The sequence below is a fragment of the Pseudomonas sp. SWRI99 genome, assembly GCF_014270125.1.
Lineage (GTDB): Bacteria > Pseudomonadota > Gammaproteobacteria > Pseudomonadales > Pseudomonadaceae > Aquipseudomonas > Aquipseudomonas hamedanensis.
Genome location: NZ_JABWQR010000004.1, coordinates 104,971 through 128,093 on the forward strand (window position 1 = coordinate 104,971; position 23,123 = coordinate 128,093).

At 57.4% G+C, this 23,123-nt stretch carries 20 protein-coding genes and 1 pseudogene; 17 read left to right on the forward strand and 4 right to left on the reverse strand.

Annotation, left to right across the window (positions count from 1 at the left end):
- Window positions 1-93: 93 nt before the first annotated feature.
- The 12 genes from ugpC to HU743_RS04725 all read left to right on the forward strand — a co-directional run bounded on the left by ugpC (window position 94) and on the right by HU743_RS04725 (window position 15,974).
- A complete protein-coding gene (gene ugpC, locus HU743_RS04670; RefSeq protein ID WP_186630219.1) occupies window positions 94-1,197 on the forward strand; it encodes a sn-glycerol-3-phosphate ABC transporter ATP-binding protein UgpC in 1,104 nt (367 codons plus the stop codon).
- 10 nt (window positions 1,198-1,207) lie between these two features.
- Window positions 1,208-2,680, forward strand: coding sequence for a mannitol dehydrogenase family protein (locus HU743_RS04675; protein ID WP_186647215.1), 1,473 nt, complete (start codon window positions 1,208-1,210; stop codon window positions 2,678-2,680).
- A gap of 127 nt (window positions 2,681-2,807) precedes the next feature.
- On the forward strand, window positions 2,808-4,304 hold the full coding sequence (xylB, locus tag HU743_RS04680) for a xylulokinase (RefSeq protein ID WP_186647217.1): 1,497 nt from the start codon (window positions 2,808-2,810) through the stop codon (window positions 4,302-4,304).
- A 13-nt stretch (window positions 4,305-4,317) separates the two neighbouring features.
- Window positions 4,318-5,256, forward strand: coding sequence for a carbohydrate kinase (locus tag HU743_RS04685; RefSeq protein WP_186647219.1), 939 nt, complete (start codon window positions 4,318-4,320; stop codon window positions 5,254-5,256).
- Between the two features lie 45 nt (window positions 5,257-5,301).
- A complete protein-coding gene (locus tag HU743_RS04690; protein WP_186647221.1) occupies window positions 5,302-5,922 on the forward strand; it encodes a hypothetical protein in 621 nt (206 codons plus the stop codon).
- A gap of 363 nt (window positions 5,923-6,285) precedes the next feature.
- A complete protein-coding gene (locus HU743_RS04695) occupies window positions 6,286-8,334 on the forward strand; it encodes a type VI secretion system tip protein VgrG (RefSeq protein WP_186647223.1) in 2,049 nt (682 codons plus the stop codon).
- Window positions 8,325-9,182, forward strand: coding sequence for a DUF4123 domain-containing protein (locus HU743_RS04700; protein WP_186647225.1), 858 nt, complete (start codon window positions 8,325-8,327; stop codon window positions 9,180-9,182). The genes HU743_RS04695 and HU743_RS04700 overlap by 10 nt, the downstream gene beginning before the upstream one ends.
- 28 nt (window positions 9,183-9,210) lie before the next feature.
- Window positions 9,211-12,771, forward strand: a complete 3,561-nt coding sequence (locus tag HU743_RS04705; RefSeq protein WP_186647228.1) for a LysM domain-containing protein — start codon at window positions 9,211-9,213, stop codon at window positions 12,769-12,771.
- Window positions 12,768-13,757 (forward strand): sel1 repeat family protein, encoded by a 990-nt coding sequence (locus tag HU743_RS04710; protein WP_238351689.1) that lies wholly within the window; start codon window positions 12,768-12,770, stop codon window positions 13,755-13,757. The genes HU743_RS04705 and HU743_RS04710 overlap by 4 nt, the downstream gene beginning before the upstream one ends.
- Before the next feature lie 137 nt (window positions 13,758-13,894).
- Window positions 13,895-14,866 (forward strand): sel1 repeat family protein, encoded by a 972-nt coding sequence (locus HU743_RS04715; RefSeq protein ID WP_186647230.1) that lies wholly within the window; start codon window positions 13,895-13,897, stop codon window positions 14,864-14,866.
- Window positions 14,867-15,216: 350 nt separating this feature from the next.
- Window positions 15,217-15,486 (forward strand): DUF2790 domain-containing protein, encoded by a 270-nt coding sequence (locus HU743_RS04720; protein WP_186647232.1) that lies wholly within the window; start codon window positions 15,217-15,219, stop codon window positions 15,484-15,486.
- 89 nt (window positions 15,487-15,575) lie between these two features.
- The gene (locus HU743_RS04725) at window positions 15,576-15,974 is read left to right on the forward strand and encodes a hypothetical protein (protein WP_186647423.1); all 399 of its coding nucleotides are present in this window, start codon (window positions 15,576-15,578) and stop codon (window positions 15,972-15,974) included.
- Here the strand turns inward: HU743_RS04725 and HU743_RS04730 are convergent.
- The gene (locus tag HU743_RS04730; protein WP_186551408.1) at window positions 15,971-16,240 is read right to left on the reverse strand and encodes a DUF1652 domain-containing protein; all 270 of its coding nucleotides are present in this window, start codon (window positions 16,238-16,240) and stop codon (window positions 15,971-15,973) included. The genes HU743_RS04725 and HU743_RS04730 overlap by 4 nt on opposite strands.
- A 366-nt stretch (window positions 16,241-16,606) precedes the next feature.
- On the opposite strand from HU743_RS04730, the gene eco reads away from it, so the two are divergent.
- Window positions 16,607-17,092 carry a serine protease inhibitor ecotin gene (eco, locus tag HU743_RS04735; RefSeq protein ID WP_186647234.1) on the forward strand — a complete coding sequence of 162 codons (486 nt, stop codon included), beginning with the start codon at window positions 16,607-16,609 and terminating at the stop codon, window positions 17,090-17,092.
- Between the two features lie 42 nt (window positions 17,093-17,134).
- Here eco and ilvA read toward each other — a convergent pair.
- A pseudogene (ilvA, locus tag HU743_RS04740) lies at window positions 17,135-18,124 on the reverse strand (threonine ammonia-lyase, biosynthetic); the annotation flags it as partial.
- Window positions 18,125-18,373: 249 nt separating this feature from the next.
- Here ilvA and HU743_RS04745 point away from each other — a divergent pair.
- The 3 genes from HU743_RS04745 to pncA all read left to right on the forward strand — a co-directional run bounded on the left by HU743_RS04745 (window position 18,374) and on the right by pncA (window position 19,668).
- Window positions 18,374-18,709 carry a DUF2834 domain-containing protein gene (locus HU743_RS04745; protein WP_186647238.1) on the forward strand — a complete coding sequence of 112 codons (336 nt, stop codon included), beginning with the start codon at window positions 18,374-18,376 and terminating at the stop codon, window positions 18,707-18,709.
- 111 nt (window positions 18,710-18,820) lie between these two features.
- The gene (locus HU743_RS04750; protein ID WP_186647241.1) at window positions 18,821-18,988 is read left to right on the forward strand and encodes a hypothetical protein; all 168 of its coding nucleotides are present in this window, start codon (window positions 18,821-18,823) and stop codon (window positions 18,986-18,988) included.
- A 50-nt stretch (window positions 18,989-19,038) separates the two neighbouring features.
- Window positions 19,039-19,668: a bifunctional nicotinamidase/pyrazinamidase gene (gene pncA / locus HU743_RS04755; RefSeq protein WP_186647243.1), complete on the forward strand. Its 630-nt coding sequence runs from the start codon at window positions 19,039-19,041 to the stop codon at window positions 19,666-19,668.
- Window positions 19,669-19,683: 15 nt separating this feature from the next.
- Here the strand turns inward: pncA and HU743_RS04760 are convergent, their stop codons facing one another.
- The gene (locus tag HU743_RS04760; protein ID WP_186647245.1) at window positions 19,684-20,985 is read right to left on the reverse strand and encodes an ATP-binding protein; all 1,302 of its coding nucleotides are present in this window, start codon (window positions 20,983-20,985) and stop codon (window positions 19,684-19,686) included.
- 4 nt (window positions 20,986-20,989) lie between these two features.
- Entirely contained in the window at window positions 20,990-21,691 is a 702-nt protein-coding gene (locus HU743_RS04765; protein ID WP_186619020.1) for a response regulator transcription factor, read from the reverse strand.
- A 263-nt stretch (window positions 21,692-21,954) separates the two neighbouring features.
- Between HU743_RS04765 and HU743_RS04770 the strand changes: the two genes are divergently transcribed.
- Window positions 21,955-23,112, forward strand: coding sequence for an efflux RND transporter periplasmic adaptor subunit (locus HU743_RS04770; protein ID WP_186551401.1), 1,158 nt, complete (start codon window positions 21,955-21,957; stop codon window positions 23,110-23,112).
- Window positions 23,113-23,123: the final 11 nt, after the last annotated feature.

Consider the following 23,123-nt stretch of genomic DNA (forward strand, 5'->3'; position numbering starts at 1 on the left):
TGGTGAATGACAGTCCGCTTTCGCGAGCAAGCTCGCTCCCACAAAAAAGCATGTTCGGCTCAGACGAATAACAACAATGCGGAGGCCCATCTCATGGCCAACCTGAAAATCAAGAATCTGCAAAAAGGCTTCGAAGGTTTTTCCATCATCAAGGGCATCGACCTGGAAGTGCACGACAAGGAATTCGTGGTCTTCGTCGGCCCGTCCGGCTGCGGTAAATCCACGCTGCTGCGGCTGATCGCCGGCCTGGAAGAAGTCAGCGGCGGCACCATCGAACTTGACGGCCGCGACATCACCGAAGTCAGCCCGGCCAAGCGCGATCTGGCGATGGTGTTCCAGACCTACGCGCTGTACCCACACATGACGGTGAAAAAGAACATGTCGTTCGCCCTCGACCTGGCCGGCGTACCGAAAGCTGAAGTCGAAAAGAAGGTCGGCGAAGCGGCACGCATTCTTGAACTCGGCCCGATGCTTGAGCGCAAACCGAAACAACTGTCCGGAGGTCAGCGCCAGCGTGTGGCGATCGGCCGCGCCATCGTGCGCAACCCAAAGATTTTCCTGTTCGACGAACCGCTGTCCAACCTCGACGCCGCGCTGCGCGTGCAGATGCGTCTGGAACTGCTGCGCCTGCATAAAGACCTGCAAGCGACGATGATTTACGTCACCCATGATCAGGTCGAAGCGATGACCATGGCCGACAAGGTTGTGGTGCTCAATGGCGGCAAGATCGAACAGGTCGGCTCGCCGCTGGACTTGTACCACCAACCGGCGAATCTGTTTGTCGCCGGGTTCCTCGGCACGCCGAAAATGGGTTTCCTCAAGGGCAAGATTGCGCGCATTGACGGCCACAGTTGTGAAGTGGCCCTGGACGCGGGCAGCCGCATCGTCCTGGCGTTCAATGCCGGCGAGCTGAGTGTCGGCAGCGCCGTGACCCTGGGCATTCGTCCGGAGCATCTGGAACTGGCGCAACCGGGCGACTGCACTTTGCAGGTCACGGCCGACGTCAGCGAACGGCTGGGCAGCGACACTTTCTGCCACGTCACCACCGCGGCCGGCGAAGCCCTGACCATGCGCGTGCGCGGCGATCTGGCCAGCCGTTACGGTGAACAACTGAGCCTGCGTCTGGACCCGACTCACTGCCATTTATTCAATGCCGACGGCGTGGCGCTGACCCGCCCACTGCGCGCGGCCGCCTGAGACTTTTGCGATGAAACTCAACTCACACAACCTCAACCGCCTCGCCCCCGAAGTGCAACTGCCGCGCTATGAGCTGCGCGACACGCGCCAAGGCATCGCCCACATTGGCGTCGGCGGCTTTCATCGCGCCCATCAAGCGTATTACACCGACGCGCTGATGAACCGCGGCGAGGCACTCGACTGGGCGATCTGCGGCGTCGGCCTGCGTGCCGAAGACCGCCGTGCCCGTGACGATCTCAAGGAGCAGGACTACCTCTTCACCCTGTTCGAACTGGGTGACAGCGACGACACCGAAGTGCGTGTGATCGGCGCGATACGCGACATGCTGTTGGCCGAGGACGGCGCGCGGGCGCTGATCGACAAACTGGCCGATCCGCAGATCCGCATCGTCTCGCTGACCATCACCGAGGGCGGTTACTGCATCGACGACAGCAACGGCGAATTCATGGCGCACTTGCCGCAGATTCAACACGACCTGGCCCACCCGGACGCGCCGAAAACCGTGTTCGGTTTCCTCTGTGCTGCCCTGGCCAAACGCCGTGGCGCGGGCACGCCAGCATTCACCCTGATGTCCTGCGATAACCTGCCGCACAACGGCGCGGTGACCCGCAAGGCGCTGCTGGCGTTCGCCGCGTTGCGCGATCCCGACCTGCGTGACTGGATCGAGCAGAACGTCAGCTTCCCCAATGCCATGGTCGACCGCATCACGCCAATGACCAGCACCGCGCACCGTCTGCAACTGGCCGACAAACACGCCGTCGACGATGCCTGGCCGGTGGTCTGCGAGCCGTTCGTGCAATGGGTGCTGGAAGACAAATTCGTTAACGGCCGTCCGGCGTGGGAAAAGGTCGGCGTGCAGTTCACCGACGATGTAACGCCCTACGAAGAGATGAAAATCAAACTGCTCAACGGCAGCCATCTGGCCCTGACGTATCTGGGCTTTCTGAAAGGCTATCGCTTCGTCCACGAAACCATGAACGATCCGTTGTTCGTGCGATACATGCGCGCCTATATGGATCTCGACGTTACCCCGCAACTGGCACCGGTGCCGGGCATCGACCTGAGCGACTACAAGGACACGCTGGTGGCGCGCTTTTCCAATCAGGCGATTGCCGATCAACTTGAGCGGGTGTGTTCGGATGGCTCGTCGAAATTCCCCAAGTTCACCGTGCCGACGATCAACCGATTGATCGCCGATGGACGCGAGACCAGACGCGCTGCATTGGTGGTAGCGGCGTGGGCGTTGTATCTGAAGGGGATAGACGAGAATGGCGATACCTATTCGATACCGGATCCGCGGGCGGCTTTTTGCCAGGGACTGGTGGCGGAGGACGGGGCGATAACGGAACGGTTGTTGGGCGTCGAAGAGATTTTCGGCACGGCGATACCGAACTCGGCGGAATTTGTTGCGGCGTTTGAGTGGTGCTGCGAGAGTTTGCGCGAGGTGGGGGTTTCGCGGACTCTGGAGCGGGTCCTGGCCTGATTGATCGTTCCCACGCTCTGCGTGGGAATGCAGCCCGGGACGCTCCGCGTCCCATCAAAAGCGGACGCAGAGCGTCCATTGAGGCGTTCCCACGCAGAGCATGGGAACGAGCAGCCGTGGAGTTTCCATGACAACAACAAAGCTCTTCCTGGGCATCGACTGCGGCACCCAAGGCACCAAAGCGATCATCCTCGACGCCGTCAGCGGTCAGGTACTCGGCCAGGGCGCGGCGCCACACACGATGATCAGCGGCGCCAACGGTCGCCGCGAACAGGACGTCCAGCAATGGCTGGACGCGTTCACCATCGCCACGCGTCAGGCATTGCAATCGGCGAAGGTCGACGGCCAGTCGATTCTCGGTATCGGCGTCTCCGGCCAGCAGCACGGCCTGGTCCTGCTCGACGATCAAGGGCAAGTCCTGCGCCCTGCCAAGCTGTGGTGCGACACCGAAACCAGCGCTGAAAACGACCGTTTGCTGCAACATCTGGGTGGCGAAAAAGGTTCGCTGGAACGCCTCGGCGTGGCCATCGCACCGGGCTATACCGTGTCCAAGCTGCTCTGGACCAAAGAGCAACATCCCGAGGTGTTCGCACGTATCGCGCGGATCCTGCTGCCCCACGACTACCTCAATTTCTGGCTGACCGGGCGTTGCTGCAGCGAATACGGCGATGCATCCGGCACCGGCTACTTCAACGTGCGCACCCGCCAGTGGGACTTGCAGCTGCTGCGCGATATCGACGCCAGCGGACGCCTGCAAGCCGCGCTGCCAGAGCTGATCGACGCCCATGAAGCGGTCGGCACGCTGCTGCCGTCGATTGCCGAACATCTGGGTATCAACCCCGATGCAGTGGTCGCCAGTGGCGGCGGCGACAACATGATGGGCGCGATCGGCACCGCCAACATCCGGCCCGGCGCGATCACCATGAGCCTGGGTTCCTCCGGCACGGTGTACGCCTATGGCGACGTACCCAGCGTAAGCCCGGATGCCTCGGTTGCAACCTTCTGTTCGTCCAGCGGCGGCTGGCTGCCGCTGATCTGCACCATGAACCTGACCAATGCCACCGGTGCGATTCGCGAGCTGTTCAATCTCGATCTTCCTCAGTTCAACCAGTTGGTCGCGCAGTCGCCCATCGGGGCGGACGGCGTGAGCCTGCTGCCGTTTTTCAACGGTGAGCGCGTGCCCGCCCTGCCCCATGCCACCGGCAGCCTGCACGGGCTGACGCTGGACAACCTGACCCAGGCCAATCTGTGCCGCGCCGCCGTCGAAGGCACGACCTTCGGTTTACGTTACGGGCTGGATCTGCTGCGCCAGAATGGTTTACAAAGCCAGCGCATCTGCCTGATCGGCGGCGGCTCGAAAAGCGCCGTGTGGCGGCAGATCGTCGCCGACATCATGAACACCCCGGTGATCTGCACCGAGCAAAGCGAAGCGGCGGCACTGGGCGCGGCGATCCAGGCGGCGTGGTGCCAATCGTGGGCTGACGGACACGAAGTCAGCCTTGCCGACCTGTGTCAGCGCTGTGTCAAGCTTGACCCGAACAGTGAAACCCTGCCGATCGCGGCCAATGTCGCGGCGTTCCAGCAGGCCTACGAACGCTATCAACAGCATGTCGCAACCCTATAAAGAGCAAACAACTATGTACCTGGTGTGTGGCGAAGCCCTGTTTGATTTCTTCAGCGAAGACGATGCCAGCGGTCTGGCGTCGAAAGTGAATTTCAAGGCGATTGCCGGCGGCTCGCCGTTCAACGTCGCGGTGGGGTTGCGCCGGCTCGGCGTGGATTCAGCCTTGTTCGGTGGGTTGTCCACCGACTACCTGGGGCGGCGTCTGCAACAAGTGCTGCGCGAGGAAGGTGTGTGCCCGGACTATTTCGTGGAATTTGCCGCGCCCACCACCCTGGCGATGGTTGCCGTGGGCGCCAACGGCTCGCCTCACTACAGCTTTCGCGGCGAAGGCTGTGCAGACCGACAACTGAGCGCGGCGCATTTGCCGGCGCTGGGGCCTGAGGTGCGCGGCTTGCACGTCGGCTCGTACTCGCTGGTGGTGCAGCCAGTCGGCGACACCCTGCTGCAACTGGTCCAGCGCGAAAGCGGCAAACGCCTGATCAGCCTTGATCCGAACGTGCGCCTCAATCCCGAGCCGAACATCGACCTGTGGCGCGAACGCATCGCCACGCTGGTAAAACTGGCCGACCTGATCAAGGTCAGCGACGAAGACCTGAGCCTGCTCTACCCCGAGCAGGACCCGCAGAACGTGATCGAGGGCTGGCTCGAACATCGCTGCCAACTCGTCTTTCTCACCCGCGGAGGCGACGGTGCGAGTGTGTTCAGTCGCCGACACGGCACATGGTCGGTGCCGGCCGCCTCGGTGAACATCGCCGATACCGTCGGTGCCGGCGATACCTTTCAGGCGGCGCTGATTACCTGGCTGAGCGAGAATGCTCTGGATTCGGTGGAGGGCGTGCAGCATCTGGCCCGCGAGCAGATCGACGCCATGCTCAGGTTCGCCGTGCAAGCCGCCGCGCTGACCTGCAGCAAAACCGGTCCGGATCTGCCCTATCGTCATCAATTGCGCTGAGCGCGTAGACTGTCGGCCTTTTCGCGCATGACGGGATAACCGCTTTTGAATGACCGGCAGACCTTTGCACTACTGACACTGGCGACCCTGCTGAGCGGTTGCGGCACCTCGCCGCCCCGCTCGCCGGAAGACATCTGCGAGATCTTCCGGGAAAAAAGCGACTGGTACGACGCCGCGCAAGTCACGCAAAACCGCTGGGGCGTGCCGATCCAGGTGCCCTTCGCGATCATGTATCAGGAGTCCGGCTATCGCTACGACGCGAAGACGCCGCGCAAATATCTGCTCTGGGTGATTCCGTGGGGTCGGGTGTCGACGGCGTCGGGTTACGCGCAAGCCAAAGATGAAGTGTGGTCCGATTACCAGAAAAGCACCGGCAGAAACTGGGCCGACCGCGAAGACTTCGATGATGCCATCGACTTCATCGGCTGGTACATGGACAAGACCACCTCAATCAACGGCGTCTACAAATACGACGCCTATAACCAGTACCTCAACTATCACGAAGGCTGGGGCGGCTTTCGCAACAAGACCTACGCGAGCAAAGCCTGGCTGCCGCCGACGGCGCGCAAGGTGCAGAATCGTTCAGATATGTATGCGCGGCAGTATGCCGGGTGCAAGGAGGATTTGAATCGCGGGTTCTGGAGCCGGTTCTGGCATTGGTTGTAGCGGTGATGCTGACGACGCATTCGCGGGCAAGCCCGCTCCCACAGGAACCTCAGTAAACGCAGATTTCGTGTTCACCCGAGAAACCTGTGGGAGCGGGCTTGCCCGCGAAGGCAATCTTTCGGGCACCGCCAATCGCTTTGGTCTGAAACCAAGCGGTCATCACTGACCATACTGGCGCATCAATATCGGCGTTCTGCCTCCAGCAATGTTAATGAAATGCCCGGTTTTACGGCACCGAAACGGCCCTCTAAGGGTTTTCCCTATGTGATGCGGCGCCCACGCCTACGCCATTTGCGCCTTGAATGAGGCGGTCTAATCCTGCAACATCCATCACCTGCTTATTCAACGGACGGAATTCAAGGCATGCTGGACGCCAATGCAACCCACATCACCCTCACGATCGAAGGCGCCAACGCCGACCTGCAAGTCCTCAGCTTCACCGGTCGCGAAGCCCTCAACGAACCGTTCCGTTTCGACCTCGAACTGGTCAGCGCCCGCCCCGACCTGAAACTCGAAGAGCTGCTGCACAAGCGCGCCTGCCTGACTTTCGGGGCCACCGGCGAAGGCAAGATTCATGGCCAGGTCTACCGCATCGAGCAAGGCGATTCCGGCAAAACGCTGACCCGCTACAGCATCAGCCTGATGCCGCAACTGGCCTATCTGCAACACAACCACGATCAGCAGATCTTCCAGCAACTGACGGTGCCGAAAATCATCGCCCAGGTGCTGGAAGACCGCGGCATTCTCGCGGACGCCTACAGTTTCCAGCTCGGCGCCGAGTACCCGGAACGCGAATACTGCGTGCAGTACGACGAGTCCGACCTGCATTTCATCCAGCGCCTGTGCGAAGAGGAAGGCATTCACTTCCATTTCCAGCACAGCAGCAACGGGCACAAACTGGTGTTCGGCGATGACCAGACCGTGTTCCGCAAACTGAAACCGGTCAGCTACCAGCAAGACTCCGGCATGGCTGCCGAGAAACCGGTGATCAAGCGCTTCAACCTGCGTCTGGAAACCCGCACCACGCGCGTCAGCCGCCGCGACTACGATTTCGAAAAACCGAAGATCCTTCCCGAAGGCGCCGCCAAATCCGAGTTCGCCCCGGACTTGGAGGACTACGACTACCCCGGCCGCTTCACCACCCGCGAGCGCGGCAAGTTCCTCTCGACCCGCGCCCTCGAACGCCATCGCAGCGACTACAAACTCGCCGAAGGCAAAGGTGACGAACCGACCCTCGCCAGCGGCCACTTCCTCAGCCTCGCCGAACACCCGCGCGCCGAGTGGAACGACCTGTGGCTGCTACTGGAAGTCCTCCACGAAGGCAAACAGCCGCAAGTACTCGGCGAAAACGTCACCAGCGACGTCACCGACAACAAGAGCGATTTCCACCAGGGCTACCGCAACAGCTTCATTGCCACCCCTTGGGACGCGCACTACCGCCCTGCCCTCGAACACCCGAAACCGAAAGTCCTCGGCAGCCAGACCGCCGTCGTCACAGGTCCCGCCGGTGAAGAGATCCACTGCGATCAGTACGGCCGCATCAAAGTGCAATTCCACTGGGACCGCGACGGCCAGTCCGACGACAAAACCACCTGCTGGATGCGCGTCGCCAGCGGCTGGGCCGGCGCAGCCTACGGCGGCATCGCCATCCCGCGTATCGGCATGGAAGTCCTCGTCACCTTCCTCGAGGGCGACCCCGACCAGCCACTCGTCACCGGCTGCCTGTACCACAAGGAAAACGTCGTCCCCTACGACCTGCCGGCGAACAAAACCCGCAGCACCTTCAAAACCCTCAGCTCCCCGGGCGGCAAGGGCTACAACGAATTCCGCATCGAAGACAAAAAAGGCGCCGAACAAATCTACATCCACGCCCAGCGCGACTGGGACGAAAACATCGAACACGACCAGAAAATCCGCGTCGGCAATGAACGGCATGACACCGTGGAAGCCAACGTGTTGAGCGAATTCAAGGTGGAAGAACACCGGATTACGCATCTGGACCGGATCAGTGAGATGCGCGCGGATGACCATCTGACGGTGGGGGTTATGCAGCATGTGAAGGTGGGGACTGGGCAGTTTGTAGAGGCCGGGACAGAGATTCACTACTACGCCGGCCAGAAAGTGGTGATCGAAGGGGCCATGGAACTGACCGCCAAGGCTGGGGGCAGCTTCGTCAAGGTCGATGCGGGTGGCGTGACGATCAGCGGGGCTGAGGTGAAGGTTAATACTGGCGGCTCGCCGGGGGTGGGCACGCCGGCGGCGCCGTTGCTGCCGGGGCCGATGAAGGTTGTGGATGCGGATAAGGCGGGGAAAGCACCGCTCCCTGCCCGTCTTAATGAGTCAGGTATTACCCCGCTGTGTGGAAAACAGAGTAACGGCGCTTGCAGCCGTAAGGATTGCACATGCATGTAAAAGCGCTGAGCGCCCTCCTCTCGGAGCCTCGTTATAATTTTTCGGACTTGCCCGTTACCAGCGAATCGCTGTGTTTCATCATCGACCAAGGGCTCCAGCCAGACGCTTTGGGCCGTCTTTATCGAGTAGGCGAACCCGTTGTTGCCCACGGTCTGTTTGTCGGGACAGACCTCGCAGAGATTCCTGAAGAGCCATTGTGGCTGGTGGCGCCAATGGGCGGCAAAGTGGCAAAGGTCGCTGCGGAACTTTGTGAGGAACGCTTTTCGGGAATTGCAATCTCAACCCCGGATCCTGAAAAAGCCCTGGCTCATGCACGCTGGTTGCTTAGAGCAAATGACGGTTCGGGTGGCCAAAGTCTGTTGAGCTTCCACAAGCCGAGTCTGTGGGCAGCGCTGGCATACACCGCCGATAAAGCATTCGACCAGTTACTAGGCTGCTGGAATGCGGTCTACAGCCCGGCGCCGATTCATTTCGGTCAAGAACGTGGTCGATGGCTGGTCTGGACGACCAACGGTGAATCGACATGGTCAGGTGATAGAGCGGCGTTCAATCTGCCTGAGGCAGCTGCGAAAGTACAAGCGCGCCTGGGCTGGGTGTATTGGGTCGATGAAGAGTACGCAGCATTCAATGAGCCAGACGATGACCGCTTGAATGACATTGCGGACAACCTCGACTTGCTGCTCAAACACAACATTTATGATGGCGATCACCTGCTCAAGCTTGGCCCTGTCGTGAACGGTCCGCTGTTCGAGACCCAGCTTGGGATCATGGCGATCCTGCAATCAAAGGACGAGTCGTTTATCAAAGTAGATCGGCTCCTGGAATCAGCCGCCGTCGCCCAACATTAAGGCGACGCGACAACAGAACGGAATCACCATGGAAATTACAAATCACGCCGTGATGCCTGGCGAAACTCTGGGCAAGATCGCTACGCGCTACAACACCACTGTGGCGCAACTTCGTCAGATGAACCCCTTCATCACCCATCCGGACAATGTCAAAGTCGGATGGAACCTGAGCGTTCCGAAAGGCGAACAATCGCCCGCTGCGCCTGCCACTCAGACACCCGCCGCAGCTCAACCTCCTGCGCAGGCAACACCGGAGGCTGCAACTCAGTGCTCTGCGGAGGATCTGGTTGAACTGGAGCCTGTCAAAGACACCCCAGATCAGAACTCGAAAACCTTCAAACCCCATGCGCCTCCATGCTCGAAAAAGTTTGCCAGCGCGATATATGCCACCGAAGAGCAAGAGTTCTGGCTGCTTCCCGAAAGGGCAAAGTCCGCCATCAAAGAATCCATGTTCGCCCTGGATAAAATGGTTGCGCCGAGCAAACCACGTGATGCACGCCTCAACGGGCTACAGGAATCTGGTTTGCTGGAATACTTCCTTGAACCCAAGTTGAGCAACTTCCTCACGGGGGCGCAGCGTGCACGCATGGAAGAGTTTGAAGCGATGGGGGATGAGATCGAAATCGATCCTGCCACCGCTAAAAAAAGGCAAAACGAAGCTAATGGAAACAAACCGGCAGTCGCTCCTGCTCAGTCCACGGAAGAGGACACGCCGGTATCTCGCCTCGATCGTCTAACGGCAGACATAGCTACTGACCAGCGCGTTCACAAAGCATATGCCGACTTTTACAAGCGGCGGGCTGAGTGGGTCGCGCTAAAAAAAGAAGCGGTAGCGGCCGCTAAATTGGAAGGCTACACCTACGAAAGCGGCTCGCTGTACTCCAAGGAGGCGATTGAAGCGCGGGCACGTGTGCAGGCTTATCTGGAGGCTCGCAAGAAATTCCTGAGCAACAAGGATTTCAAGCAGATACCGCTGGAAGACGTCGCCAAAGCTTTGGCGGAAAAGAAGAAAAGTTACGACAATATCTGCAGTGGCATGACTGACTGCACCGCCGATCTGGTCGGCTATGTCTACACGCTACACAAAAACGCCGATGCGCTTGATTACCACGCTTACACTGAATCCATCATCAAAGCGTCCGAGTATGGTCTTGCACTTCCGGAATTCGCCTTGATCAGCGACGGACTCCCTTCCGGTATCGAGCAGTTCAAACTGTATCTGGACACAGAGAAAAAGCAGGCAGAAGTCACAGCGCAGCTTCAGGAAAAATACAAACGCTGGATCGAGGCAACCGGCCAAAATGCCCAGGCGCCAGCCGGCCTCGTTGATGCAGAACGTGCCAAATGGGATCAACTACAAAAAATCAAAGATGACCTGCAGGCCACAGCCCAAAAAAATGTCAGCACCAGTAAACCTGGGCGCTATTTAATTTGGGAACCAGAAGAGTTCCAACCGAAACCAATCGACCGTATGGTAAAGCCAGGCTTTCCACTGCGCGAAGTCAGCCTTTCGGACGCCAAGGGCACTCCCTTGGGCTGGTTCAGTATGACGAACTTGAAAGACGCAAAAAAGATCATAAAAGAGGACTTCAAAAAAGTCCCTGGCTCTATAGGCAAGGCCTTTAAAAGCCCCCCGGCAGATGCCACCGAAGGCTCTGAAAAAAATAGCGAGCTCAGTTCGTTCCGCCAATGGCTGCTGGCTCAGGGCGCGGTAAAATTCAGCGATCAGGTTGGCGACTGTTTCGATGAAAAAGGTTGGTTCAAAGCCAAAGACTTTTACGCTCACTTAAAAAAGGAAGGCTATGAGGTCACTGAACTAGAGGACGAGGCAGCTCTTACCAATTGGGGCACGCATCTTCAGCAACTGGTGTTCCAGAAAAGTGTACGCGGTAAAGTGAGACTCTTCGATGCCAGTCCTCAGGCGCAGTTCGTTCGCTGCCTGACACCTCCACAGCCAAGCATTCACGGTGAAGTGAAACTCGAAGGCCCGAAGATGTCCGCAGCCGAGGGATTTCAGATATCTGGCGAGATGGGATTGAGCCTGGACTTGGCACGCGGCGAAGTTCAGTTGATGAAAGTGGACATGCCTGCCAAAGCCAGCGCTCAAGAAATCATGCTTGACTATCTCTTGGACGGCAGCCCGCGACAAATGAGTTTCGGCCGCTTCTCCTTCCACTTTGGCGTAAAGGCATGGGGTTACGCCGGGGCGTCGTTATTGTTAGCAGGCAGCGTCGAGCTGAGCCCTATCTTCGGTAACGTCAAATACGGAGCGTCACTGAGCCCGGTAAAACGCGCACAACGTGAAGACGCTTCTGCAAAAGAAGAACGCGCCGATCACGCAGCCGCCAAGCAAGCGAAAGCCGACAGCGGTGACGATAGTCCTGCTCCAGATCTTGAACACAACTCGAGATCCGGCACCTATGCCGACTCCAAGAGCACAGAGCAACTGCGCGACGGACGTTTCGCCAAAGTACAAATCGAAAACGGCGCAAAGGCCAGCTTCAATGTGTTTGGGGGTTTGCAAGCCGCCATTGAGCTCACCGGCGTATTGAACTGGGAACCGCCAAAAGAACTCGTCGCCTTACGCACCGCGCCATCGGTAGGGATCGGGAGCGCTAAAGACGCGAAAAATGCAAATCCATGGTTGACGCTGGCCAAGTTGAGCGGTTCAGTTGGGGTGGCGTTTGGCGCGGGCTTTCAGGGAACGGCGCAGGTGTCTCTGGATAAGGGGCGTTTTATTTTGAACTTGAAAGCGGCTGTGGTACTCGGCCCAGGTGCAAATGGTAGCTTCAAGTTCGAAGTTGGTTATGAGGCGGTGGTTGACCTTATCAACTTGTATCGCAAGGAGTTGCACAGAGCCAAAGGCAGGAAAGTGGAATGGATGGAAACTGAAGCGGGACAGTTTGCATCGGCGCTAAACGCATTAGGAGCAGCTGGACTTAGTGTGGAAATGTCTTATCTGATGGGTTGGAGTGTGGTCATGGACTTGTATGACGCGATGACCAGCGGAGGAAAAGGTGGTCCGATTGCTCATGCGATCGTTGAATACGAAAATCCAGACGAACTAAGAGCTTGGGTAGTAGAAGCCACTCCGGCAGCACTAGGGCCCATCTTAATGACTCTTATGTCTAACCCTGAGGAGTTTTCAATCGCCGCGATAAATGAAAGCGACACGTCGTCAGCTTTCAGCAAGCAAGTCTACCCAAAAGATAAAGCGCATTTAGCTCAGCAGTTGGCAATCGGGATAATTATCGACCACATAGTCACTAACGCGAAAGAAAAGAACACATTGGAAGAGGCTCAGAAACAATTCGAACTCGCCTGTGCAAGCATGAATAAATTTGGCATCGAACCCGTTGATATCGGCCAGAAATACTGCGAAAACCGTTATTTACTTGATAATTTCATGAGTGATGCGGTACTCAGTTTTACCGATCCAAGGGGAAATAAAGCAAGAGCTCGCTATAAGGAAAATTCCAAAATTTTAGGTCAGCGTATTGACGGGGCTTGCAAAATTGTGATGGGCGAAAATAATTATATACCGAAAACATCCATAAAATACTTACCCGCAGCGAGCGCAGAAAATTGAAAATAAAGACAATCCTAATTCGGACGCCCTTCTACGCAACTTTACTTTTGATGTGCTTAACCGCGCATGCCGAGCTTAACCCACAACAAAGGGCGGCAAAGCAAAAAGGAATAGAACTTTACAATCAATATAAGGCTATTTCTGCGATCGAACCACTAGAAATAGCAGCCGAAGGCGGTGACAATGAAGCACTTTACTATTTGGGTGAAGCGTTAAGAAAAAATAACCGCCACATGACTCCGGAGGCTAAAAAAGCATACGAAAGCTCCGCAAAAAAAGGAAATATCTACGCAATGATTCGCCTTGGGAGAATTGAAGAAGATTTGTGTTCAACCATGAAAAATTGTCCTCAAGGTGAAAATTCTGCTGGCAGCTGGGTAGTTAAGGCCAAAAGCCTTGCAATTCAACGGGCAAAGCAGGGAGATAGCGAATCGATGTACCTGTTATATGAAATGACAGGCAACGATGACTGGTTGGAGAAGTCGGCGGAAAACGGATTCGCATTTGCTCAGTTCCGTCTGGCGACGAAGTACCAAGAAGGAAATGGTTCTTTTTTACTACCTTCAAGACGAAAACAAGCTATCGAACAATGGATGAAGGCGTCTGCTGAAAATGGCTATCCGCTCGCAATGATGGGATTAGCCGCCATCATGATCGAGAAAAATGATCTAGCCTCATTCAGAATCTGGAACGAAAAAGCAGCGGAATCGAGCTACGTAGAAGGTGTATTTGGATATGCATCCTACATAGGCGAAGAAAATTCAAAATATGGCTTCGCGTTCGACCCAGTAAAATCATACGCTTTACTTTCAAACCTGACGGAACTTAATGGCGGAGGCAATGTTATACGAGATGTCAATGATACCTTGCCGGACATAGAAAAAAAGATGTCAAAAGAGCAAATAGAAAAAGCAAAAGAAGTAGCAAAAACGTGGAAGACCAGCCACCCGCCGCTCTCGTTCTTCCCTGACAAGCTAGGATATTAGCGCCAGTGAGACTATTCACATACTTCTTTGTCACTACAATCTTTATAGGTGTCACGCCTATACTCTACTCCGACAAACCAAGCCGCTGAAGACTAATTGGCACTATCTTCTTTTGATGAATTAAATTAATGAAGCCCATGAAGTACCTAGCAAATATCCTGCTATTCATAACACTGCTTCCTTCATGTGGGGAAGCCCAACTAAATACACAGCAGGAAATTGCCAAATACAACGGCATTATGCTCTACAACCAATACAAGGCAACCTCAGCCATATCCTTGTTAACAATCGCAGCAGATGCTGGCGACCACGAAGCTCAATATTATTTAGGAGAAGCTCTTCGCAAGAAAAATCATTACATGAACAAGGAGGCAAAGAAATGGTATGAAGCGTCAGCAGATCAGAACAATCTTTATGCCATGATCCAACTGGGTCGTATTGAGCGTGATATTTGTGAAATATCCAACGACTGCGCCCCTTCTCAGAAGTCACCGATAGAATGGTTAAATCAGGCAAAAAAAATTGCTCAAGGAAAAGCCGACGCTGGAGATGCGGAGGCAATGTGCATAATGTATGAAATCACGCTAGATGATAGGTGGCTGGAAAAATCCGCCTCTGCGGGAAATGCATTTGCGCAATATTGGATGGCGGTCTCTCTCAAGCAAGGCGATGGTTTTTTCCTGCCTTGGAAAAGAAGCGAAGCAGTTGAAAAGTGGTTTAAGCTTTCGGCGGAAAGCGGCTACCCTAAGTCGATGATGGAATACGCCGCAATATTGTATGAACGTGGCGATATGGAGGGATATCGCCACTGGGTTGAAAAGACAGCACTTACCGGGTACGCAACTACTGTTTTCGGATACGGTTCTGACCTGGCACATGAGCCTAATACGTTCGGATATCCCCTCGACCTCATAAAAGGCTATGCGCTTATATACTGGTTGTCCGAGCTAGATGGGGGTGGTGGCATGAAGGAAAACGTTGAATATACGCTACCTCGAATCGCCGCAAAAATGACTGCTGAACAGATTGAAGCAGCCAAAAGGTTTTCTCAAGAGTGGGCTGCGTCGCACCCTCCGCTCTCTTTCTTCCCTGACAAACTTAGCCGTTGATTACTATGAATAGTCGCTAATTTGAGCGTGATCTTTGATGCCACCGCCGGACTGATACTGGAATGAACAGCCTGCATGAGCAGGGTTTGCTACTTCGGTATAGGGCTAGGGATCAGAATAGGCCCACTTGCTTACGACACCATCAAGGGGAAAATACTAGAAATTGCAGACCGGGCATGAGCCTTCTGTAGCTGTCTTCTCCACACGATGGACCCGAGTTAACCCTCCCTTAACTCCACAGTCAAAAAATCTCCCAAGCCGCACAGCCTCAGCTCCTCGGGCGCTGAGGCTGTGCGGCAGGCTCGTTCGGTTTCACGCCGGGCGCCTATCCGCCACACGGGAGTCCCCTCATGAACATCCGTCCCTACCTGCTGACGGCCACCCTCGCCTTCAGCGCATTCGCCGGGCTGGCCCAGGCCAATGACAGCACTACCCTGTCCAACGCTGTGCCCTACCAATACGGCATGCCACTACACGTGGCGAAGGTGCTTTCGTTAACCGAGCCGCCGACGCAGGAGTGCAAGGTGATTACGGCCGATATGAAGTACATCGACAACACCGGCAAGCCCGCAGAGATCAGTTACAGGAAATTGTCTGACGCGTGCAGTCTGCAGAACTGACAGAAAATTCTGATTTGCGGTTTGGCGGTAGGTTTAAGCTGTTTTCAGCAGGTATGCTCAGGCCTTCCCTACTGCCGCAAGGACTGGCCATGCAGTTGTCGTTTCGTACGTTGTCGACCTTCACTTCCATGTTGTGTTTTCTGCTGGCGCTGGTCTGGGGCTTTTTCCCGGATGTATTGCTGGCGATCTGGAGTATCGGCTATTCGGAAGGCACCGGCGTAGTCGGAAGACGTAGTGCGGTGTTGTTTGTGGCGTTGGGGGTGATGTTTTATCTGCTGCGCAATTCTCCGCCGTCAGTGGCACGCAATGCACTCAGCAACGGCTTTATCATGGGCTGTTTCGGCTTGGCGGCGCTCGGTTTTGGCGAATGGCTCAACGGCCATGCCGGCCCCGGGATTTTACTTGCGGTGCTGGTCGAATTCGCGCTGGGCCTTGGCTTTGTGCAGGCCCGGCGCGTGACGGTCGAACAGGTTGAAACGGTGAGTTAAATGGCTCGGGATCGTGGGCTGTGCTGATGCGAGGCTGTCTGCTGGGCGAGATCCGAACGCAGGCCCGCGACCAGGTTGTTGATTTCACGGCAGCTGTTGAGTCGGCTTGCGTCGATTCCGCTGACGTACAAATCGGCTTGATCGGTTCGATGGTCGCCGAACACTTTGACGGTCATCGACAGGTCTGGCGATAACGTGCATTGGCAGCGTTTCGGCAGAAAGCTGCTTTCGATGATGTTACGAAGTTCCAAGGCAGATAAAAACATGGCGAACCCTCTCCTTTCTATGCGTTTGCCAATCAACTATTCACACTGACCTTTTGCCGATCCTGCACGGGTGTGCTCCCCGCTTTTCCCTGGTCGGCAACGGGCGGTACTGCGAAATGCTCATTGGAGTGTAGGCGCCCAAACCCGGTGCGCTGCACTATTACGACGCATAAACCATGCCTTTGGTCAGGTCATTTTGAGCCTAGCGAAATCAAAGACTTGGCGACGGGGCCAGTACTTTGCTATTTGCAAAATGCATGAATCGACCACCCGTCTCCTGCAATATGCAATCCCCGACGAATTTGCTTTCGGAGGCCATGGCGGCAAGAATGCCTGCATTGCAATCTCACCTGCACGGAGGCTTCCATGAGTTCTTTACGTCTTTATGCGACGACTGGCCTGATCATCGCCAGCCTGTCCACCCTCGCCCACGCCGCCAAGCTTGAAGACGTCGCGCCGTACCCCAAGGCAGAAGCTGGATTCACCCGCCAAGTCATTCATCTGCCCAAACAGGAGCAGGAAGAGAACTTCCAGGTCGAAATTCTCGCAGGCAAGACCCTTGAAGTGGATTGCAACCGTCAGCGCCTGGGCGGCGTTCTGGATGAAAAGAATCTTGAGGGCTGGGGTTATCCCTTCTATCGCCTGGAGACGGTTATCGGCCCGATGAGTACGATGATGGCCTGTCCGCCCGGCAGCGAGAAGAAACGCGCGTTCGTGCCGGTCGTCGGGGATGGCTTCATGTTGCGCTACAACAGCAAACTGCCGGTCGTGGTGTACGCACCTACTGACGTTGAGGTGCGCTATCGCATCTGGTCGGCATCGGACAAAGTCGGCACCGCCCTTCAGCAATAACCGCCGCTTCTGCTCTCATCACGCCGGGACGCCGCACGCAGCGGCGCGCTCGGCGACATGGCGCAGACTGTCGAAGTTGATATTGGCGCCCGAATCGATGGCGACAAAGGTTTGGTCGCGCACGCCGGTTCGCGCCACATAGCGCTTGATTCCAGCCACGGCCAATGCACCGGAAGGCTCGGTGATCGAACGGGTGTCGTCATAGATGTTCTTGATCGCAGCGCACAGTTCATCGTTGCTGACAGTGATGACCTCATCCACGCAAAAACGACAAACCTCGAAACCGAATTCCCCGATCTGCGCCACCGCCACACCGTCGGCGAACGTACCGACGCAGGGCAACACCACGCGTTCGCCCGCCACCATCGCCGCTTGCAGGCAGGCCGAGTGTTCAGACTCGACCCCGATGATGCGTATTTCCGGGCGCAGGTATTTGATGTAGGCCGCAATGCCGGCGATCAAGCCACCGCCGCCGACCGGAACAAAGATCGCATCCAGAGCGCCTTGATGCTGGCGGAGGATCTCCATCGCCACGGTGCCCTGCCCGGCGATCACTTGCGGATCATCGAAGGGTGAAACGAAGGTGCGCCCGGTTTGCTGTGCCAGTTGCAACGCGTGGGCCAGGGCAAACGGAAAACTCTCACCGTGCAGCAGCGCTTCGGCCCCGCGACTGCGAACCCCAAGAACTTTAAGCTCCGGTGTCATCGACGGCATGACGATCGTCGCTGCAATGCCCAACTCGCGCGCGGCCAGCGCCACACCTTGGGCGTGATTACCGGCTGATGCGGTGATGACGCCACGGGACTTTTGCTCATCGCTCAGTTGCACCAGCTTGTTGTAGGCGCCGCGAATCTTGAAGGAGAACGTCGGTTGCAGGTCTTCGCGCTTGAGCAAGACGTTGTTGCCCAGCGCATCAGAGAGTGCCGGCGCTGCCTGCAACGGCGTGCGCACGGCAATGTCGTACACCGGCGCTGCCAGAATCTGTTTCACATAGTGTTCAAGCAGGGCTTGCTGGGCGGGGCTATACGGCATGGTCGTCTCCTGACGTTTTTCAGAACCCGGGAGACGGAAAGTAAAAACCCGCCTCCAGGGGCGGGTTGGGTGCTGCAGCCGTGCGCTAGCCCGCCAAATGAGGAATGGCGGTAATAATGCTTGGCTGGTGGCGCAATACGGTGAAAGTCATGGGCTGGAAATTAGCCTGCGGGCGATTGACAAGTCAATGGCCTATTTTGCGAGCTGCCGGTAGGCTGGCGTTCTGCTTATCACCCAAGGAAGGAATCCATGATGTCCATCGCCCTGCCCCTCACCGCCTTGCTCGCTTTTAGCGGTTACACCCTTTCAGTGATGATTCAGGCGGAACAGTCATTGATCGACTTCGGGATCAGCCTGATGTCGCGCCCAGACACGGCGCAGGTGGTGATTGATCTGTATCTGCTCGCGACATTGGCCGGGGTGTGGATGTTCAAGGATGCCAGGGCTCGCGGGCGATCGGTCTGGTCGGTAGTGCCTTATCTGGTGCTGACGGTGGTATTCGTCTCGGTGGGGCCGTTGTTGTATCTGGTGGTTCGTGGAATTCAGGAGCGGCGCAGAGTGGGTAAGACCGCTTCGGTGAGTTGATCAACGGTAGCAGGCCAGCCACACAACCTTTGAATCTTCTTCAACATTGAACAGTCACTGAAAAGGAGAACGACAAATCCCGCTCCAGGCATAAGAAAGTGGAGATTGATCATGAATATCCGCCAAGTGCTGTTCGTCGTCCCACTGCTGGTCGCCACCCTGTCCAGCCCTTCAATCCTTGCCAGCGATGAAACCGACGCGGTCAAAAAGCCTGAATGCCCTAAAGGCCAGGTCTGGGACAGCAAGACCCAGCAATGCGTGTTACAGACCAGCGGCTGACGTCCATCCTGCTAAACTGGGCCGAGTTTTATTCCAACGAGGATTGCCTTGTGCCCATTGCATCCCGCACCGCATTGCTGGTGATCGATGTCCAAAACGACTTCATTCCCGGCGGACAACTGCCGGTGCCTGAAGGTGATCAGATTGTGCCGCTGGTCAACCTCATTGCACGCCAATTCAGACAGGTCGTCATTGCTCAGGACTGGCACCCGCGCGGCCACATCTCGTTTGCGTCAAGTCATGCCGGGCGTCAGCCTTACGATGTCATCGAGTTGCCATACGGCGAACAAACGCTGTGGCCCGAGCATTGCGTGCAAGCCAGCGCCGGGGCCGAGCTTCATCCGCAGCTCGATTTGCCTCAAGCTCAATTGATCATTCGTAAAGGCTGCAATCCTGACATCGACAGTTACTCAGCCTTTCTCGAAGCGGATCGAAGCACCACCACCGGGCTGGCTGGCTACCTCAAAGAGCGCGGCATCGACACGGTCTACATGGTCGGGCTTGCGCTGGATTTCTGTGTGATGTTTTCGGCGCTTGATGCTCGCGCGGCAGGATTCAATGCGTTTGTGGTGCTGGATGCCTGCCGGGCGATTGATCTGGACGGTTCGCTGGCGAATGCGATCACCCGGATGCAAGCGGCCGGCGTCGGCCTGATTCAATCTTCGGATCTGCCGACCTGATAGCGCTCCGCGGATTCAGGCCGTGGCCGGCAACCACAGCCTGAATCGCGCCCCACCCAGTGGTGAGTGTTCTACCGTCAAGGTTCCGCCCTGAGCTTCCAAAGCCCGGCGGCTGATTGCCAGCCCCAAGCCAAAACCACCGGTCGCCCGGTCGCGACTGCGGTCGAGCCGATAGAAAGGCTCGAAAATCCGCTCGCGCTCGTCGTCGGGAATACCGATCCCGTCATCGTCCACCCAGATTTCACAGCCGTCGACATTGACCTGTACACCAATCTGAATGCGCTTTTCGCAATAGCGCATGGCATTGCGCAGCAGATTCTGGATCGCTCGCGCCGTCAAACGCGGGTCCAGCGCAAAGCGTTCCAACTGACCATGCAGCAACACGTCAATAACGATCTCCGGCGATTCGAGTTCCTCGTCGACACTGCCCAGGATGCTGTCGATGAACTCATCCAGCGCCACCTCGATTCGCTCGGGCAATTGCGCCGGGTTCTGCAAGCGGCTGTAAGACAACAGCTCCAGGACCAATTCATCCAGCTCACGAATATGCGCGACCAACCCTTGCAGGCGTTCGCGGCTAGGGGCCGGCAAATCATCGGACAGTGCCAGCGCCAGTCCGAAATCCAGACGCGTCAACGGCGTGCGCAGCTCATGGGAAACAGCATTGAGCAGGTCGCGTTGCTGGTTCAGGAGGTTTTCAATGTCGCCCGCCATGGTGTCGAAGACTTTGGCCAGGCTACCGATATTGGAGCTTGGCGCAATGTTCGTGCGTTCGCTCAGATGGCCCTTGCCGAAGCGCTCGGCGGTGCTTTTCAGGCGCTCCAGATCGCGCCAGTGCGGACGCAGCCAGAGCAGCAGGCAGCCGAGTAGTGTCGCGCCGATCAGCACGTTGATGCTCCAGTACAACAAATCGACGTCCACCGGATCGGGCGGAACGACCATGCGCACCGCCATCTCATCATTCAGCGGGGTGACCGCCAACGTGCGCCAGCCCCAGTCGCCGATGCGCACCACGTTTTCACCGCGGTGCAGGCGCTCCTGCTCGATGGGCGTGAACACCGCGTCGTCGATACGCGTCAGCACAATGTGCAGCGGCTGGAATTCCTTATCCATCGTCTCCGCAATGGTTGGCCACTGATCCTGCGGTGCAGCATGAAACTGTTTGGTGATCAGCGATTGCAGGCCACGGGAAAAATCCAGGTTATAGGTGACGAACCGATCCCTGAAGGCCATCACCACCAGATCCGGCACCAGATAAATCGCCGCGCTGTACGAAACGATCGTCACCAGATAAAGGCGAAACAGAATGCGAAACATCAGCTCAGCATTCCCATTCGGAGCGACTGAACAGATAGCCTTTGCCCCACACAGTCTTGATCTTGCGCGCCTCGCCCGCGTGATCGTCAAACTTGCGCCGCAGCTTGGAAATCGCCACGTCCACCGAGCGGTCAGTGCCGTTGAATTCGATACCGCGCAAGCGTTGCAGAATCTGGTCGCGGCTGAGCACCTCGCCGGCGTGCCGGGCGAGCACCACCAGCAAGTTGTACTCACCGCTGGACAGTTCCACCGCTTGCTCGCGCCAGGTGACGGTGCGTTCGGACAGGTCGATGCACAGGTTGCCCATGACGATGCGGTCGTTGACCGTCATCGGTTCGCCGAGGCTGCTGCGGCGCAACAACGTCCGCACCCGGGCCAGCAACACCCGCGGCTCGCATGGTTTGGTAACGTAATCGTCGGCGCCCATCTCCAGGCCCAGCACCTGATCATGGCTGTCGTCGCGGGCGGTGAGCATCAGAATCGGCAGCATCGCCGAATCCGCGCGCAGCAAGCGGCAGACTTGCAGGCCATCCAGGCCCGGCAGCATCAGGTCGAGGATCACCAGATCCGGCGGATTGATCCGCGCCCGCTCGCGCACGTGGTCGCCACGGCCGATGACGCTGACGGAGTAACCGTTGCGTTCCAGGTAGCTGGAGATCAGTTCGGCGAGGGCGGTGTCGTCTTCGACCAGGAGGATGTTGGGCATGGGTGTTCCAGAAGATGCAGTGGCGACAGTCAGGGCTCATTCGCGAGCAGGCTCGCTCCCACAGGACATCGTAGACAAATGTGGGCGCGAGCCTGCTCGCGAAAGCCATCGAACTGTCGCAATAAATTTCAGGCCTGCAGGATATACGTCCTCACCCGCCCCTGAGCAAAACCCTTACACAATTTCACACAGCAGCTACAAAGCTTCACCGCTAACCTCCTCGTCTGGCCGTAGGATGCGGCCATCAATATTGGGGGTTGTACATGTCGAAGAAACTGCTGGCCGGGCTCGGCCTGATCGCAATGGCGTTGTCGCTGGGCGCCTGTGATTCATCCTCGAACGCCGAACAACAGACGCCGCCAGCGACCGTGCGCATCGAGACCCTCCAGGCCCGCCCCCTGTCCATCAGCAGTGAACTGAGCGGGCGCATCGCCGCGCCACGGATCGCCGAAGTGCGTGCAAGGGTCGCCGGTGTGGTGTTGCAACGCGTGTTCCGCGAAGGCAGCGACGTGAAACAGGGCGAGGTGCTGTTTCGCATCGACCCGGCGCCATTCAAGGCAGACCTCGATAGCGCCGAAGCAGCGCTGCGCAAGGCCGAGGCCAACGCCTTCCAGGCAAAATTGCAGGAGCAGCGCTATGCGCAGTTGATCGACGACAAGGCCATCAGTGCTCAGGATTACGACAACGCCCGCGCCAATGCACGGCAGACTGCCGCCGACGTTGCGGCCAACAAAGCCGCGGTGGCGCGGGCAAAGCTCAACCTGGGTTATGCCACTGTTACCGCGCCTATTTCAGGCCGAATCGGTCGCGCACTGGTCACCGAAGGCGCGCTGGTCGGGCAGAACGAAACCACGCCGCTGGCACTGATCCAGCAGCTCGACCCGATCCACGCCGACCTGACTCAATCGACCCGTGAACTCAACGAGCTGCGCCGCGCATTCCGCTCCGGGCAGTTGCAGGAAGTCGGCCGGGATCAGGTCAAAGCCACGCTGATTCAGGATGACGGCAGCCTCTACCCGCTACCGGGCAAACTGCTATTCAGCGACATCACGGTCGATCCGGGCACCGGGCAGATCATTCTGCGCAGCGAATTCCCCAATCCGGATCTCGACCTGTTGCCGGGCAGTTTCATCCGTGTACGTCTCGAGCAAGCAACTATCCAGAACGGCATCACCGTGCCGCAACGGGCCGTACAGCGTGACAGCGCCGGCGTTGCCCAGGTGCTGACGGTTGATGAGCAACTGCGTGTGGCGCTGCAACCGGTGCAACTGGGCGCGGTGCAGAACAATCGCTGGATTGTTACCGGCGGCCTCAAGCCCGGCGACCGCATCATCACCGAAGGCCTGCAACATGCCCGTCCCGGCGAAAAAGTGCAGATCGACGAAACCCCTCTTCCACTCGCCCAGACTTCTGGTCAGTAAGCAGGACGCTT

Coding starts and splice junctions, on each gene's coding strand:
- HU743_RS04675 (WP_186647215.1), top strand. CDS start 1,208: ATGAAACTCAACTCACACAACCTCAACCGCCTCGCCCCCGAAGTGCAA.
- HU743_RS04705 (WP_186647228.1), top strand. CDS start 9,211: ATGGAAATTACAAATCACGCCGTGATGCCTGGCGAAACTCTGGGCAAG.
- HU743_RS04700 (WP_186647225.1), top strand. CDS start 8,325: ATGCATGTAAAAGCGCTGAGCGCCCTCCTCTCGGAGCCTCGTTATAAT.
- xylB (WP_186647217.1), top strand. CDS start 2,808: ATGACAACAACAAAGCTCTTCCTGGGCATCGACTGCGGCACCCAAGGC.
- HU743_RS04760 (WP_186647245.1), bottom strand. CDS start 20,985: ATGTTTCGCATTCTGTTTCGCCTTTATCTGGTGACGATCGTTTCGTAC.
- HU743_RS04715 (WP_186647230.1), top strand. CDS start 13,895: ATGAAGTACCTAGCAAATATCCTGCTATTCATAACACTGCTTCCTTCA.
- HU743_RS04750 (WP_186647241.1), top strand. CDS start 18,821: ATGAATATCCGCCAAGTGCTGTTCGTCGTCCCACTGCTGGTCGCCACC.
- HU743_RS04720 (WP_186647232.1), top strand. CDS start 15,217: ATGAACATCCGTCCCTACCTGCTGACGGCCACCCTCGCCTTCAGCGCA.
- HU743_RS04685 (WP_186647219.1), top strand. CDS start 4,318: ATGTACCTGGTGTGTGGCGAAGCCCTGTTTGATTTCTTCAGCGAAGAC.
- eco (WP_186647234.1), top strand. CDS start 16,607: ATGAGTTCTTTACGTCTTTATGCGACGACTGGCCTGATCATCGCCAGC.
- ugpC (WP_186630219.1), top strand. CDS start 94: ATGGCCAACCTGAAAATCAAGAATCTGCAAAAAGGCTTCGAAGGTTTT.
- HU743_RS04730 (WP_186551408.1), bottom strand. CDS start 16,240: ATGTTTTTATCTGCCTTGGAACTTCGTAACATCATCGAAAGCAGCTTT.
- HU743_RS04765 (WP_186619020.1), bottom strand. CDS start 21,691: ATGCCCAACATCCTCCTGGTCGAAGACGACACCGCCCTCGCCGAACTG.
- HU743_RS04770 (WP_186551401.1), top strand. CDS start 21,955: ATGTCGAAGAAACTGCTGGCCGGGCTCGGCCTGATCGCAATGGCGTTG.
- HU743_RS04745 (WP_186647238.1), top strand. CDS start 18,374: ATGATGTCCATCGCCCTGCCCCTCACCGCCTTGCTCGCTTTTAGCGGT.
- HU743_RS04695 (WP_186647223.1), top strand. CDS start 6,286: ATGCTGGACGCCAATGCAACCCACATCACCCTCACGATCGAAGGCGCC.
- HU743_RS04725 (WP_186647423.1), top strand. CDS start 15,576: ATGCAGTTGTCGTTTCGTACGTTGTCGACCTTCACTTCCATGTTGTGT.